Source organism: Corallococcus sp. 4LFB, from assembly GCF_046520365.1.
Classification (GTDB): Bacteria; Myxococcota; Myxococcia; order Myxococcales; family Myxococcaceae; genus Corallococcus; species Corallococcus caeni.
In genome coordinates this window covers 1-13,987 of the sequence record NZ_JBKGHJ010000208.1, presented here as the reverse complement: position 1 = coordinate 13,987, position 13,987 = coordinate 1, and the positions used below count along the sequence as shown (strand labels likewise).

Annotated in this window: 14 protein-coding genes and 1 pseudogene; 2 read left to right on the top strand and 13 right to left on the bottom strand. The window is 71.7% G+C overall.

Annotated features, from left to right (window positions below; translation table 11 throughout):
* Positions 1-196: 196 nt before the first annotated feature.
* The 8 genes from ACLEQD_RS22065 to ACLEQD_RS22030 all read right to left on the bottom strand — a co-directional run bounded on the left by ACLEQD_RS22065 (position 197) and on the right by ACLEQD_RS22030 (position 6,776).
* The gene (locus ACLEQD_RS22065; RefSeq protein ID WP_410386457.1) at positions 197-463 is read right to left on the bottom strand and encodes a hypothetical protein; all 267 of its coding nucleotides are present in this window, start codon (positions 461-463) and stop codon (positions 197-199) included.
* Between the two features lie 245 nt (positions 464-708).
* Positions 709-1,614: a DMT family transporter gene (locus tag ACLEQD_RS22060; protein WP_410386455.1), complete on the bottom strand. Its 906-nt coding sequence runs from the start codon at positions 1,612-1,614 to the stop codon at positions 709-711.
* 14 nt (positions 1,615-1,628) lie between these two features.
* Entirely contained in the window at positions 1,629-2,462 is an 834-nt protein-coding gene (locus ACLEQD_RS22055) for a hypothetical protein (RefSeq protein ID WP_410386453.1), read from the bottom strand.
* 38 nt (positions 2,463-2,500) lie between these two features.
* A complete protein-coding gene (locus ACLEQD_RS22050; RefSeq protein WP_410386452.1) occupies positions 2,501-3,430 on the bottom strand; it encodes a hypothetical protein in 930 nt (309 codons plus the stop codon).
* A 51-nt stretch (positions 3,431-3,481) separates the two neighbouring features.
* Complete coding sequence (locus tag ACLEQD_RS22045) at positions 3,482-4,111, bottom strand: YceI family protein (protein ID WP_410386450.1); 630 nt, start codon at positions 4,109-4,111, stop codon at positions 3,482-3,484.
* A 35-nt stretch (positions 4,112-4,146) separates the two neighbouring features.
* Positions 4,147-5,379: a hydroxymethylglutaryl-CoA synthase gene (locus ACLEQD_RS22040; protein WP_410386449.1), complete on the bottom strand. Its 1,233-nt coding sequence runs from the start codon at positions 5,377-5,379 to the stop codon at positions 4,147-4,149.
* Between the two features lie 188 nt (positions 5,380-5,567).
* Positions 5,568-6,440, bottom strand: coding sequence for an NAD-dependent epimerase/dehydratase family protein (locus tag ACLEQD_RS22035; RefSeq protein ID WP_410386447.1), 873 nt, complete (start codon positions 6,438-6,440; stop codon positions 5,568-5,570).
* 30 nt (positions 6,441-6,470) lie between these two features.
* Positions 6,471-6,776 carry a luciferase family protein gene (locus ACLEQD_RS22030; RefSeq protein WP_410386445.1) on the bottom strand — a complete coding sequence of 102 codons (306 nt, stop codon included), beginning with the start codon at positions 6,774-6,776 and terminating at the stop codon, positions 6,471-6,473.
* Between the two features lie 400 nt (positions 6,777-7,176).
* Between ACLEQD_RS22030 and ACLEQD_RS22025 the strand changes: the two genes are divergently transcribed.
* Complete coding sequence (locus ACLEQD_RS22025) at positions 7,177-8,106, top strand: LysR family transcriptional regulator (RefSeq protein ID WP_171419407.1); 930 nt, start codon at positions 7,177-7,179, stop codon at positions 8,104-8,106.
* An 18-nt stretch (positions 8,107-8,124) separates the two neighbouring features.
* On the opposite strand, the gene ACLEQD_RS22020 is transcribed toward ACLEQD_RS22025, so the two are convergent.
* From ACLEQD_RS22020 to asnB, 5 genes and pseudogenes are all read right to left on the bottom strand, one after another.
* On the bottom strand, positions 8,125-8,598 hold the full coding sequence (locus ACLEQD_RS22020; protein WP_410386443.1) for a PaaI family thioesterase: 474 nt from the start codon (positions 8,596-8,598) through the stop codon (positions 8,125-8,127).
* The gene (locus tag ACLEQD_RS22015) at positions 8,595-9,680 is read right to left on the bottom strand and encodes an acyl-CoA dehydrogenase family protein (protein WP_410386441.1); all 1,086 of its coding nucleotides are present in this window, start codon (positions 9,678-9,680) and stop codon (positions 8,595-8,597) included. The genes ACLEQD_RS22020 and ACLEQD_RS22015 overlap by 4 nt, the downstream gene beginning before the upstream one ends.
* Positions 9,681-10,514 carry an FAD-dependent monooxygenase gene (locus tag ACLEQD_RS22010; protein WP_410386440.1) on the bottom strand — a complete coding sequence of 278 codons (834 nt, stop codon included), beginning with the start codon at positions 10,512-10,514 and terminating at the stop codon, positions 9,681-9,683.
* A 133-nt stretch (positions 10,515-10,647) separates the two neighbouring features.
* A pseudogene (locus ACLEQD_RS22005) lies at positions 10,648-10,752 on the bottom strand (hypothetical protein); the annotation flags it as partial.
* A 47-nt stretch (positions 10,753-10,799) separates the two neighbouring features.
* Positions 10,800-12,752 carry an asparagine synthase (glutamine-hydrolyzing) gene (gene asnB, locus ACLEQD_RS22000; RefSeq protein WP_410386438.1) on the bottom strand — a complete coding sequence of 651 codons (1,953 nt, stop codon included), beginning with the start codon at positions 12,750-12,752 and terminating at the stop codon, positions 10,800-10,802.
* Positions 12,753-13,403: 651 nt separating this feature from the next.
* On the opposite strand from asnB, the gene ACLEQD_RS21995 reads away from it, so the two are divergent.
* Positions 13,404-13,987 (top strand): glycosyltransferase 87 family protein (locus tag ACLEQD_RS21995; RefSeq protein ID WP_410386436.1); only part of this gene is annotated, 584 nt, incomplete at its 3' end.

Below are 13,987 nucleotides of genomic sequence, written 5' to 3'. Positions count from 1 at the left end.
CGCCGCCTCCGCGTTCTCCCGCAGGCGCAGCCCGGTCCGCGAGGCCTGCCGGGCACGCTCCCCGGAGGCCACGCCCAGCCGCACGAGCCCATCCTGCGCGAGCGCGCCGGCGCCCCCAGACACAGACACAAGGAGAGCAGGACCCGGTGCGGGACGCGCATGGATGACCTCCGCGGCCAGGGCGGACAGCGGACGCTCACGCGCGCGGGGCGTCGCGCCCGTTCCGGTGCTCGCGGAGCTCCTTGTTCAGCTCACGGAGGTGCCGCACCACCTCATCCACCAGCCACTGCCCTTCCTGGGTCAGCGCGTCGGCCCGCTGCTCGGCCTCCCGCACCTTCGGCTCGAGCATCCGCCAGCGCTCGCGGGTCTCCATCCCCGCCAGGTGCATCTTCAGCCGCAGCTCGTCTCGCAGGGTGCGAAGCGTCTCCAACCCCGGCATCGGCTTCTGGGTGTTCTCAGCCATGACGTGCTCCTTCCCGGCCCATGGACCGTGCTCCCATCCATTGCATCAACGGCGCCAACCCCGCTTCCCTCTGGGGAGGCCTCGCGTCAGCGCAATTCCTGCGGAGGCGCGCGCAAGAAAGGCTCGCGGCGAAGGCGGCCAGGTGGAAGGCCACCATCGTCAGGGAGAACAGCCACGGCCGCAGGCAGCCGGCGATGCCCGCGTGCAGCAGCAGCGTGGCCGCCAGCCCCTGACGGCCCGGGCCTTCAGGGCGCGCGGGCGTTCACCATGGCGATGCCCGCCAGGATGACGCCGATGGACAGCAGCATGGGCAGCGTCAGGTGCTCGTTGAAGAAGAGCAGCCCGGACAGCACGCCCGTGGCGGAGACGACGTAGCCGAACTGGCTGAAGTACACCGGGTCCGCGACGCGCTGGAAGTGGAAGTACACGCGGTAGCCCAGGCTGGTGAAGACACACTGGGCCAGGATGACCGTCCAGCCCGCCATGCCGGGACGGGTCAGCCCGCCGTTCGCCACCAGCAGCGGCAGGAGCGCGAGCGCCCCGCCCAGCAGCATGCCGCCGGCCAGGAGGCTCGCGGGCGCGCCCTTGGGCATGCGCAGCTTCCGGTACACGTTGCCGGCCGCGATGCTGATGGGCGTGCAGAGCGCCAGGGCCAGCCACCACGCGGAGCCGGAGCCCCCCGCCATGCCCCGCCCCAGCACCAGCAGGGCCGCGCCGCCCAGGCCCACCACGATGCCCGCGAGCCGCAGGGGCCGGTAGCGCTCGATGCCCAGGCCCCAGGCGAAGGCATACGTGAACAGCGGCGGCAGCGTGTACACCAGGGACGTCACGCTGGTGCCCACGCTCTGCATGACGATGAAGGTGATGCTGTTGGGCACGGCGACGCTCAGCACCCCGGCGATGAGGCTGTAGCGCAGCACGGGCCCTGCCTCCGGCGCCTCGGAGGAACCGCGCGCTCCCGCGAACGCCAGCGCCACGCCGATGCCCAGCGCCGGCCAGAAGGCGAACGCCAGCGGCGACCAGCCCTCCGCGCGGGCCACGCGGGACATGGGGAGCATGCTGCCCAGCAGCACGCCGGTGGCGATCAACAGCAGCAGCGGCGCATCCCCCAGCTGGCGCAGCCGGGTTCCGACGAGGGTCTGGGTGGTCATGGTCAGGGCGTCCGTCAGAAGGTGGTGCCCAGCGCCAGCGCCGCCGCCCAGAGGCCGTCGTCGGAGAAGGCGAAGCCCAGCGGCGCGTCCAGGTTCATCACCAGCCGCCCCTCCACGAAGCCCGCCGAGCCGTACACCCGGACGTGGGGGATGAGCGCCAGGAAGGTGGGGTCCACGCCCTCCGCCGCCGTGGAGACGTAGATGGCCTGGAGGGTGGAGCCCACGAGGACGTGCGAGGTGAGGTCCACGCTCGCCGTGCCGGAGCCCTGGAAGACGGCGTCCACGCGCTGGCCGCGCTTCTCCGACAGCTGCGCGGACATGGGGACGCGCCCGTCCAGGGCGAAGCGCCACCGCCCCTGGCGCAGCGCCACGTCCGCCCAGGGCGTCAGGCCCATGAGCCCCGGGGCCACCAGGCTGACGCCGCTGTTGCCGCGCAGCGTGGCCGCGCGCCGCAGCAGCGCCGTGCCGAAGTCGTCCGGGTCGGTGATGAGCGTGAAGGGCAGCACCAGGCTGCCGCCGGTGCGGACCTTCAGCGCGCCGTCGTCGTACAGCACGCCGCCCAGGCCCACGGACGGGTTGCCCGCCTGGAACGCGGTGGGGCCTCCGGCCCGCGACGGCGCGTAGGCGAACAGCCAGGCCGCGCTGAGGCTCACGCGCTCCGACAGGGCGATGGAGCCGGAGAGCGCGGGGGCGAACACCGTGGTGGGCTGCCCGTTGAGGGTCCCGGAGTAGGCATACGTCTCATAGAGCAGCGCAGCCGGAGGACGCGGCGCGGGCTCCGAGGCCAGGGCCTCCGGGGCGGCGAGGAGCAGCGCGGCGGCGCTGAGACAGCGGATGAGAGGGTTCATGGCGAAGGGCTGCGAGAGAGAGGAAAGGGATTGGAAGGTCACGGGCCCGGGGCCGCCCAGCTGGCGCCGAACTCGAGCAACTCCGGCAGCAGGGTCCGGCCCAGGCCGAAGGCCATGCACAGCGGAGCGCACCGGCCGCGCCCCGGCGGCCCTGGCGCCTCGGAGGACCTGGATAAGTCCTCCGAGGCGCCAGGCTCCGGCTCGCACGCCGTGTCGCCGGTGGACGGGGGGCAGGGCGGCATCGAAACCGGCCGTGGGAGGGCCGCAGCTGGTGGCGGCACGTCCGGCAGCGCCGCCGTCACCGCCCGGACGACGGGGTCCTGCCCGTCGGAGACGACGCCGACGATGGGCACGTCCAGCGCGCGCACCAGCGCCTGGAGCTGCTCCACCAGCTCGCCGGCCCGGTGCTCCGGCAGGCTCCAGGCCGCCAGCACCTCGGAGGACAGACAGTCCCGCGCCACCCAGAGCACGGCGTTGCCCGCCTCCGGGATGAGGCCGCTCAGGGCCAGCACCACGCGGCCCAGCCTGCGCGTCACGGCCTGGAGGCGCGCGGGGTCCAGGGCGCGTGGCGCCAGCAGCGCGTCATAGCGCTCCAGCAGGTTGGAGACGCTGCGCTCGGAGATGGGCACGTCCCGGGCGCGCAGGGCCGCGTGGATGGCGGGCACGCTGCGCTTCTCCTGGTGGCGCAGCGCCCCGATGAGGGCGATGACGTCCAGGCCGAACTCGTGCTCCGGCAGCACCCACAGCCCCTCCTCCTCCGCGCGGATGGCCTTCTGGCGCAGCGGACAGCCCTCGCGGTGACACACCCGCACCTGCACCTTGAGCGCGACGACGCCGTTGAGCGTCACCACGTTGCGGCGGGCCCGGTAGTCCGCAGGTGCCTGTCCGCCACAGGCGGCGCACTGCCGCCTCCGATTGTCGAGCCCCACCCGCCGGCTGGCGGGGGGATGTCCGGTGGTCCGCGCCATGACGCCACTCCCTGGGAAGGCGGCACCGCCGCAGGCCGGTGCCAGACGCGGCTAGGGCGTGGTGCCCGCGGCCGATTTCACCGGCTGCGCCGGCTGCTTCTTCACCAGCTCGATCTCCAGCGTGATGGAGACCTCCTCCCCCACCGCCACGCCCCCCGTCTCCAGCGCGGCGTTCCACTTCAGGCCGAAGTCCTTGCGGGCAATCTTCGTGGTGGCCGTGCCGCCCCGCTTGACGTTGCCGTACGGGTCCTTGGACTCCATGTCGAAGCCGTCCAGCTGCAACACCACGGGCTTCTTCACGCCGCGGATGGTGAGGTCGCCCGTCAGCTTCAGGCCGTCGCCGGACTTCTCCACCTTCGAGGACTTGAACGTGAGCGTGGGGAACTTCGCGACGTCGAAGAAGTCCGGCCCGCGCAGGTGCTCGTCGCGCGAGGCGTCGTTGGTGGTGACGGTGGTGGCGTCGATGACGGCCTCCACCGACGACTTCGTCAGGTCCTTCTCGTCCAGCTGCACCGTGCCCGTCACCTTGGAGAAGGAGCCGCGCACGTTGGACACCATCATGTGCTTCACGGAGAAGAGCGCGGACGAGTTCGTCGGGTGGATGTCGTACGCGGTGGCGCCGGCCAGCGAGGGCACGGCGAGGGCGGCCGCGAGGGCCAGGGACTTGAGCAGCGACGTCATGGGGAGTGTCTCCAACGGGGGGAAGGGAATGCCTGTCAGGTGGCGTAGATGCGCTTGTGGTCGCGCGTGCCCTGGTAGCGGAAGCCGGAGCCGGCGGCGTCCGCGGCGGGCCGCTCGTCCAGGTGCTCGCGCGCGCGCATCACGTCCTCGTACTCGGGGATGGACAGCGCGCGGCGGCGGGAGAGGCGCGCCTCCAGCCCCAGCGCCTTCACGCGCTCCTGCGCGCCGGCCTGCACCACGCCGCTGAAGAACTCCGCGCAGGACCCGCTGCCATAGGAGAACAGCCCCACGCGCTGGCCGGTGAGGTCCTGGGGCGCCGTGGACAGGAGGCTGGCCAGCGCCAGGTACATGGAGCCCGTGTAGATGTTGCCCACCTGCGACGGCAGCACCAGGCTGTTGCCCACCAGCCGGTCGAAGCTCGCGTCCGGCGCGGCGTCCCCGTCCAGCGTGCGCAGGTGCCGGTGCGCCTTGCGGGACATCTTCCCGTAGGGCACGTGGTAGACGAGCGCGGCGAAGCGGTCGCTGTACGCGCCCTCGCCCACCGGCTCCGCCGCGGCCTCCTGGTAGGCCCGGTAGGCGCCCTCCAGCGCGTCCAGGTAGCACTGCACGGAGTAGTGCCCGTCCACCAGCGCGTCCTTCGAGTACAGCGGACGCCAGAAGTCCATCACGTCCTTGGAGTAGACGCCCGTCTTGCCCGCCTCCAGGGCCAGCAGCGCGGGCGTGTCCGACACCAGCATCGCCACCGCGCCGGCGCCCTGCGTGGGCTCGCCCGGCGTGCCCACGCCGTAGCGGGCGATGTCCGAGCACACGATGAGCGCCTTGCGGCCCTTCGCGCTGCCGGAGCGCACCCAGTCGAGCGCCAGCTGCAGCGCCGCGGTGCCGCCGTAGCAGGCGTGCTTCGTCTCGAAGATGCGGCAGCGCGTGGACAGCCCCAGCAGGCCCTGGACGTAGGAGGCCACCGGCTTGGAGTGGTCCACCGCCGTCTCCGTGCCCACCACCAGCAGGCCCACGTCCTCCGGCGAGCAGCCCGCGGACTCCAGCGCCATGCGCGCCGCGCGGGACGCCAGCGTCACGGTGTCCTCGTCCACCAGGGGCACGCCCATGCGCGTCACCCCCAGGCCCTCCACGTACTTGCCCGGCGCCACGCCGCGCGCCATGGCCAGGTCCGCGAGCTCCACGTAGGTATCCGGTACGGCGACTCCGATTGCTTCCAGTCCTGCCTGCATGATGGCCCCCTCGAGTTGCTGCGTGGTGTCTTTCGCGCGCACGTCTCCCGTGCACCGCGGGGTGCGCGGTGTCCGGTGACCTGGGCGGGTGTGTCTGGGATTGCGGGCCGGCGTCCTTCACGCGCGGGCCCCACCCCCGCGCCCTGGCTCCAGGGCCGGCGTCACGTCATGACTGCCCCGGCGCGCGCCGCTTCCTCGGCCCGGCGCGCGACGGGTCCTCGGTGCCGGTGTCAGCGTTGCGCGTAGGAGCCGCTGCGCAGCTCGTCGATGATGCCGGGGCCCTTGGGCGTCCAGCCCAGCAGCGCCTGCGCCTTCTGGGCGGAGAAGCGCTGGTCCAGCGCCAGCGCGTCCGCGAACGCGCCGAACTGCTTGCGCGCCTCCTCCAGGGGCCACGCCACCGTCTTGCCGCCCGCGCCCGCGCCCTCGCTCGCCGCCTGGGCGATGTCCTTGAGCTTCACGGCCGGGCCCTGCACGGCGACCAGCACGGTCCCCGCGGGGGCCTTCTCCACGGCGCGCACGTAGAGGTCCGCCAGGTCCTCCACGAACACCACCGGCCAGTGGTTCTCACCGGTGCCCACGAAGCGGGCCGCGCCGTCCTGCTTCGCGGAGGCGGTGAGCATGGAGGGGATGCCCACGGCGCGTCCGTAGACGATGCCCGGGCGGATGACGACGCCGCGCACGCCCGGCGTGTTCAGCGTGCGCTGCTCCACCGCCGGGCGCCAGGCCACCAGCGCCGCCGCGGCGAGCGGCGAGTCCTCCGTGACGACGCCCTGCGTGTCGCCGTGCACCCAGACGCCGCTGGTGTAGACGAACGCCTTGTTCGTGCCCTGGAGCGCGTCCAGCACCGCCGCGACGGCGGGCGCGTCCACGGCCTCGCTGTTGGTCGTGGCCGTCCAGACGACCGCGTCCAGGTCCTTCACCAGCGCGGCCAGCCCCTTCGTGTCCTCGAGGTCGCCCGCCACCGCCTGGATGCCGCGGGCGGTGAGCTTGTTGCGCGCGTCTTCGGAGCGCGCCAGCCCCAGGACCTGGTGGCCCGCGTGCTTGAGCGCGTCCACGACCGCCCCGCCGATGTAGCCCGTCGCGCCCGTCACAAGGATCTTCATGGTGTGCCTCTTCTCACGTTCAGGTTGGTGTCATTCGACCGTCACGCCCACGTCCTGGCCGTCGTGGGCCCAGGCGTAGGAGCGCAGCAGCAGTTGCCACACGACTTCAAGCTCGGCCTCGTCGCGCGGCCCAAAGAGCATGGGCGTCCCGGAGCGCGGATGCGGCATGCCCCAGCCCTGCTGGAACACCCGCCGCGCCGTCTCCGGCGGGAACGTCAGGTGCAGGCTGCCGTCCTCCGCCGGGTGGATGTGCGCGAACTCCGTCCCCACCTGGAACGCCGCGCGAGGACCCCGGGACGCCTCCGGCCGCAGCCAGAAGGCGCGCGCGCCCGGCACGGAGAGTGCCGCTGGGCGCCACCCGCACGTCCGGCAGCGCGGCGGCGCGCGTGAACAGGCGCTCCTGCATCGCGGGAGGCGCAAGCTGGCTCAGCTGGCGGTGCGCCAGCGGCGTCCCCGGCGGCGCGTCTGTCGTCTCCGGGCGAGGCCCCTTGCGCGCGGGCAGCCGGAAGGACGGCTCCGGCGCCGTGGACGCCAGCACCATGGACGCAAGCACCGCCGGCTGCGCGCGCGGCACGTCACCGGGCTGCGAGGTGCAGGACAGCGCGGCCAGGAGCAGCGCCGCGAGGCCCGGGGACACCGTGCGTTGGAAATCCATGACTTTCCTATAGAGCCCGTTGACGTCTGGACACTACGCGTCAGTTGGAAAAGGATTGTTTCCTGGAGGTGACCAATCCCCATGGAGCAGGTGGCGCCGTATTTCACGTTCGCGGAGGTGGTGCGCACCGGCAGCTTCACGGTGGCGGCCCGCTCGTTGGGGCTGTCCAAGGCGACCGTCAGCAAGCAGGTGATGGCGCTGGAGGAGGCGCTGGGCGTGCGGCTGTTGCAGCGCACCACGCGCAAGCTGTCGCCGACGGCGGAGGGCCGGGCGCTGGCGGCGCGGTGTCAGCGGATGACGCAGGAGCTGGAGGCGGCGAAGGCGGAGGTGCTGCTGTTGCGCCGCAAGCCGCGCGGCCCCTTGCGCGTGAGCATCCCCATGTCCTTCGGGCTGATGCGGGTGCTGCCGGCGATGCCGGAGTTCCTGGAGCGCTACCCGGAGATTGAGTTGGACATCCAGCTGGATGACCGGGTGGTGGACCTGGTGGAGCAGGGCTTCGACGCGTGCATCCGCATCGCGCAGCTGCCGGACTCGTCGCTGCTCGCGCGGAAGCTGGCCTCCAGCCGCCGCGTCATCTGCGCGACGCCCGCGTACCTCCACCGGCACGGCACGCCGCACCGGCCGGAGGACCTGCGCCAGCACCGCTGCCTCCAGTACACGTACCTGGCCTCCGGCACCGCGTGGCGCCTGCGCGGGCCGGGGGACGTGGAGTCCCTGGTGGAGACCACCGGCACGCTGAAGGCCAACAGCAGCCTGGCCCTGAAGACGGCGGTGCTGGGCCACGCCGGCATCGCGCAGTTCCCCCTCTTCGCGGTGTGGGAGGAGCTGCGGGACGGACAGCTCGTGGAGGTGCTGGACGACCACACGCTCCCGGACCTGTCCATCTGGGCCGTGCACGCGCAGGGGCGCACCGTCACGCCGAAGGTGGGCGCGTGGATGGACTTCCTGGCGCGGCGCTTCGCGGACGAGCCCGGGTGGAACCTGGGCGCCCAGGCGAAGCGCGGCGGCTGAAGCGGCCTGGAGGAAACGTCAGCCCTTGCGGGCGTTCGCCTGCCAGTCGTGGCGCATGCGCAGCTTGCTCAGCTGCGCGGAGGCCACCTGCGTGCGCGCTCCATCCGCGGCCAGCTTCCAGGCGTGGCTCTGGGTGAAGATGAGGTTTCTGCCGCCGCGCAGCACGGTGGCCTCGAACTCCACCAGCGTGCCCAGGGGCGTGGCGGACAGCATCATCGCGTTGAAGTTGCTGGTGAGCGCGTACTCGTCCGGCCCCAGCATGGGCAGCGTGGCCAGCATGCTGACCACGTCCAGCATGGAGTAGATGACCCCGCCGTGCAGCGTGTGGCTGAGGTTGTCGATGGCCTCCGTGACGCGCAGGCGGCACTTGCAGTAGCCGGGGCGCTGCTCCAGCAGCTCCAGGCCGCAGTAGCGCTGGTAGGCGTGCTCCAAGAGGGCGCGGGAGTGCGCCTGGGCGTGCTCGCTCAGGTCCGTCGTTTTGTCGTTCGTCACAGGGTCCGTCCGATGATGTCCAGCATGACTTCCCGGGCGCCGCCGCCAATGCCCAGCAGGCGCGCGTCGCGGTAGATGCGCTCCACGCGCGAGGGTTCGACGCAGCCGTGCGCGCCGTGCAGCTGCACCGCGTCGTGGGCCACCCGCTCCAGCACGTCCACGGCGGTGTTCTTCGCGATGGCGGCCCGCGCCGCGGTGAGCTGTCCTTCCGCCTGCCAGCGCACCGCCTGCTCCACGAAGACGCGCGCCACGCTCAACTCCGAGTGCCGCTCCGCCAGGCGCTGGCGCAGCACGGACTTGTCCAGGAGCGCCTCGGTGCCCACGCGCCGCGCGCGGCAGTGCTCCACGGTGTCGCGCAGGGCCAGCTCCGCGGACGCCAGGGCCATCACCGCCAGGTTCAGCCGCTCCTGTTGCAGGCACTGCTGGAGCAGCCGGCCCGCCTCGCGGCCGTGGAGGAGGAGGCGCGCGGGCGTGGACTCGAAGCGCAGGGCCGCGAGCGGCAGGCAGCGCCAGCCCAGGCACGCCAGGCGTTCGTGGCTCAGGCCCGGGGCGTTGCCCTCCACCAGGAACAGCCCCAGGGCCCCGTCCAGCAGCGCGCCCACCAGCAGCAGGTCCGCGCGGCCGCCGTTGCAGATGAAGCGCTTGTCGCCGGTGAGCCGGTGGCCGTCGCCGTGGGGCTCGGCGCGGCACTCGAAGCCGCGCAGGTCGGAGCCCGCCTGGGGTTCGGTCAGCGCGAGCACGATGCCCTGGTCGCCCCGGAGCACGGAGGGCACCACCCGGGCCGCCACCGCCGCGTCGGCGCCCTGCACCGCCTTGAGGCTGACGAAGTGCGACCCGAGCCCCATGGTGATGCCCTGCGCGCCGCCCAGGGTCAGCTCCTCCACCAGCACCGCCAGCCGGCCCGGGTCGTCCGGGAGCCGCTCCGGGGAGTGCCCCAGCGACAGCAGGCCCGCCCTGCCCGCCTGCCGCCAGAGCTCCAGCGGGTAGGCCCCTTCGCGCTCCCACGCGTCCACGTGGGGCCGCACGTGGTCGTTGACGAAGGCGCGCACCCGCCCCCGGAACTCTTCCGTCGTGGAGTCCATCTAGAACACCGTGCTCTGGGCCAGCTGCTGGAAGCGCTGGACGATGGGCGCGAGCCTCGCGGGGGACACCTCTCCCTCCGGCTCGAAGTAGTAGAGCCGGGTGAAGTCGTTCATCACCTGGAGCATCTCCCGCGAGCGCCGCGCGGCGCGGATTTCATAGCGCTGGAGCGCCGCCGTCAGGTCCGCGTCGCAGTGCCCCACCAGGGCCTGCGCCAGCATGAAGCCGTTCTCCAGGCCCAGCGTCAGCCCGTAGCCCAGGGTGGGCAGCATCGCGTGGATGCTGTCGCCCAGGAGCACCACCCGGCCGCGGAACCACTGGCCCTCGCCCGTCAGCGCCTTGAGCTTGTGGGTGAGGATGTCCTGCTCGGGCGTCTGGCCAATCATCCGCAGGAGGTCCTGGGGCAGCGGCGCGAACAGCTCCAGCAGCCCCTGCCGGTCCAGCAGCGGCTGGTCGCGGTGCTGGTAGGCGGCGAACCAGTAGCGCAGCGACGTGGCCTTGTTGAGCGGGTACGTCACCACGCGCGAGTGCCGCGACGCGAAGATCTGACAGCGGTCCGACTGCAGCAGCGGCGAGTCGAACTTCACCACGCCCCGGCTGGCGACGAGGCCCGTGTCATGGGGCACGAGCCCCGGGTTGACGAAGGCGCGCGTCGTGGACGACACGCCGTCCGCGCCCACCGCGAGGTCGAAGTCGAAGCGGTGGCCGTTGGTGAAGGTGAGGCGCACCTGGTCGCCCACGTTCTCCAGCGACTCGCAGCCCATGCCGTAGTGGATGTCGTCCTCGTCCAGGCGGTCCGCGAGCAGGCGGAACAGCTCCGTGCGCAGGAACATCATCGCGGGCGCGGGCAGCCCAGCCCGGCCGGCGCACCGGCTGGCTGTGGACCAGCCGCCCGTGCTTGTCGTGCGTGTCCAGGAACTCGATGGGCTGCCCCCGGGAGAGGAAGGCGCGGTCCTTGAGCACGAAGCGCAGCACCTGCATGGCCTGGGGCCAGACGTAGATGCCCGTCCCGGAGTCCCGGGGCCCCGTGCCGCGCTCGAAGACGACGCAGTCCACGCCCAGCCGCTTGAGCATGACGGCGCAGGCCAGCCCGTTGAGGCCCGCGCCGATGATGGCGACCCTCATGCCGCCTCCTCGCGGGCGCTCCACAGGGGCTGGCTGACGGAGGAGCGCAGCGAGTACCGGTTCTGCAACAGGCACAGGCTGGTCAGCTCCATCAGCATCGGGTCCAGCAGGCCCTGCTCATGCGCGCTCAGCGTGGGCAGCTTCTCCAGCAGGTTGCGCACGCGGGCGGGGTCGAAGAAGGGCAGCGCGTCCAGCTCCGAGCCGTTCAGCACGTCGCGCACCAGCTGGTACAGCCGGCCCTTCTGCTGGAGCGTGGCGGGCGGCGCGCGGAAGTAGTGCTTCTTGCGCTTGTAGAGGGCGTCCGGCAGGTACGGCCGCATGGCCTCGCGGAAGACGTACTTCTCCGTGGAGCCGCGCACCTTCATCCAGACGGGCATCTGGCACGCCAGCTCCACCACGTGGTGGTCCAGCAGCGGCACCCGGCCCTCGATGCTGTGGGCCATCTCCATGCGGTCCCCCAGCGTGGTGAGCACGAAGTTGGGCAGGTAGGACTTGGCCCACAGGTACATGGACTTGTGGACGGGGTCGCGCCCCTCCAGGTTGCGGTGGTCCAACCGGTCGTAGAACTGGCGGTAGGGGTCGCTGCCCGCGAACTGCTCGCGGAAGTCCGGGCGGTAGAGCGCCTCCAGCGCCTTGAACCAGCCGGCCTGGTTGTCCAGCCAGGACACGCCGTGGGACAGCTGCTGCACCATCCAGTGGATGTCCTGGGGCATGTCGGGCTGGACGTAGCCGTTCTCGCTCTCCTGGATGCGCTGGCGCAGCTTGGTGACGAGCGCCGGGTCCTGCCGCTCCGGGTTGTAGAGCAGCATGTCGCGGCGGAAGTGCGGGTAGCCGGCGAAGACCTCGTCGGCGCCCTCGCCGGTGAGGACGACCTTCATGCCGGCGTCGCGCACCGTCTCACTGAGGATGTACTTGGCCACGCCGTGCGCGTTGAAGAACGGCGTCTCGTTGTGCCAGAGCGCCTGCTCGAAGTGGTCCGCCAGGTCGTCCTGCGACACGGCCACGGTGTGGAAGCGCGCGCCGTTGTGCTCCGCGGCCAGCCGCGCGAACTTGTTCTCGTCGTAGTCGTCCATGTCCGTGAAGGACAGGTTGAACGCGTCCAGCGGCTGGCCGGACAGCTGCGTGGCCACGCCCAGCATGGCGGAGGAATCAATGCCGCCGCTCAGGTAGACGCCCATGGGCACGTCCGCGCGCAGGCGCAGGCGCACGGACTGCTCCACCGCGGCGCGGATGGCCTCCACCATGCCCTGCTCGTCCGCGGGGTCCGGCGCGTCCTGGCGGGCGAACTCCATGTCCCAGTAGCGGCCGTGGTGCAGGCCGCCGCTGTCCGCCATCACCCAGCACCCGGGCTGCACGCTCTTCACGCCCTTGAAGAGGGTGTGATCGCGCAGGTAGAAGGCGCGGCTCGCGTACGCGTGCTCGTCCCACTCCGCCGGGACGCCCGCGGCCAGCAGCGCTTTAATCTCCGACGCGAAGTACCAGGCGCCCCGGTGCTGCGCGTAGAACATGGGCTTGATGCCCATGCGGTCGCGCACCGCCAGCATCAGGCGGCGCTGCCGGTCGAAGAGCAGGATGGCGAACTCGCCGCGCAGCTGCTTCAGGCCCGCCAGGCCGGAGCGGCGGTACAGGTGCAGGGCAATCTCACTGTCGGAGTCCGTCTTGAACTGGCAGCCGAGCGCCTGGAGCTCGCGGCGGATCCGCTCGTGATCATAGAGCTCGCCGTTGACCACCAGCGCGATGTCCCCCTCGTCCGCGACGATGGGCTGCCGGCCGTTGTCCAGGCCGATGATGCTCAGCCGGACGTGGCCCAGGACCGCGCGGCCAGCCGGGTCATGCCACAGGCTGCGCTCGTCGGGGCCGCGGTGGTGGAGGGTGGTCAGCGCGGTGATGAGGCCGCGCTCGTCGAAGCCGGAGGGGGAACGCTGGTAGACGCCAATGAATCCGCACATAGCAGGGCCGCTTCCTTCAATGGATATGTGTCCGTCAGCGCCAGCGCGCGCGGGGCCCGGGCAAAGGGCCGTCGAGTGCTGGCGGAGCCCATGGCGGTCCGTCCTGGAATCACGTCCAGACCGGCCACGGGGTTTTCTGTCAATGGATTGCAACCCGCTGGAGGAGCTGGCGCGTGCTCAGCCATGCCCCGGTCCAGCGGAAGCTGTTCAGGCGGTCATCGAGTGCTTCCGGTACCGCGACAGTCTCTACCCATGTCTCCCCCTCTGAAACCCGGCCCACGGCGGTCCTGACGGCGGATGGACGCACCGCGACCGACGGGTATTGGACATAACATCATCAAAAACAAATCGATAGCAGAAATCTCGTAACAAGCCTTTTAACGCGTTCAATCCACCCTCACTGGACTGTTTCGCTCTCCCGCCCCGCGAGCAACGGCTCACGGCATTTAACGCCTGCCATTGGAGTCCCTGGCGGCGGCAGATATCGCCTGACGCAGATAACGCCTGTCTTGAGAGCCACAGCCCATACACAGACATTCACTTCCGGCGCGGGAGCCGTGAACCTGGAGTGACGGCGTCCCGTGGGGGCGCATCCCGCGGAGGTCCCCGAGGATTGAGCGCGGGCCCCGGGCGGGGTTTGTTTCGCCCCCCATGGAAGGCCCCGGCATCCTCGTCCGACACCCCGCCGCGCGGTGGGGGCTGCTCACCCTGCTGTCGCTCCTCGTGCTGTCCGCCGTTCCCCTGTCCGGGGTGACGTCGCGGGGGACGCTGAAGGAGGGCTACACCGACCACGTGCGCCACCCGTACGTGGTCTGGGTGGGGCTGCATCGCGGGCTCCAGGCCCTCTACACCGCGCCGCTGGGCGAGCTGCGCGAGGGCATCCCCTACCGGCAGGCCATCGACCAGTGGCTGGACGTGCCGTACGTGTATCCGCCCGGGGCGCTGGTGCTCTTCCTGCCCCTGGCGCTCGTGGGCGAGTGGGTGCCGATGTCGCCCCTGGCCTTCGGGCAGGTGTGTCTGCTGTACCTGCTGCTCTTCGCGCACATGGCGCTCTACGCGGCGCTGCGGCTGCTGGACGGGCTCCCGGCGGGAGGCCGCTGGGCGGTGGGGCTGCTCTGCTGGCTGGTGCTGATGCGGCTGGCGCTCCATGGCCAGTACGACGGCGCGTGGCTCGTCTGCGGGGTGCTGGCGCTGGCGGCGCTCGGGAAGGACCGCCCGGAGGTCGCGCTCCGGTG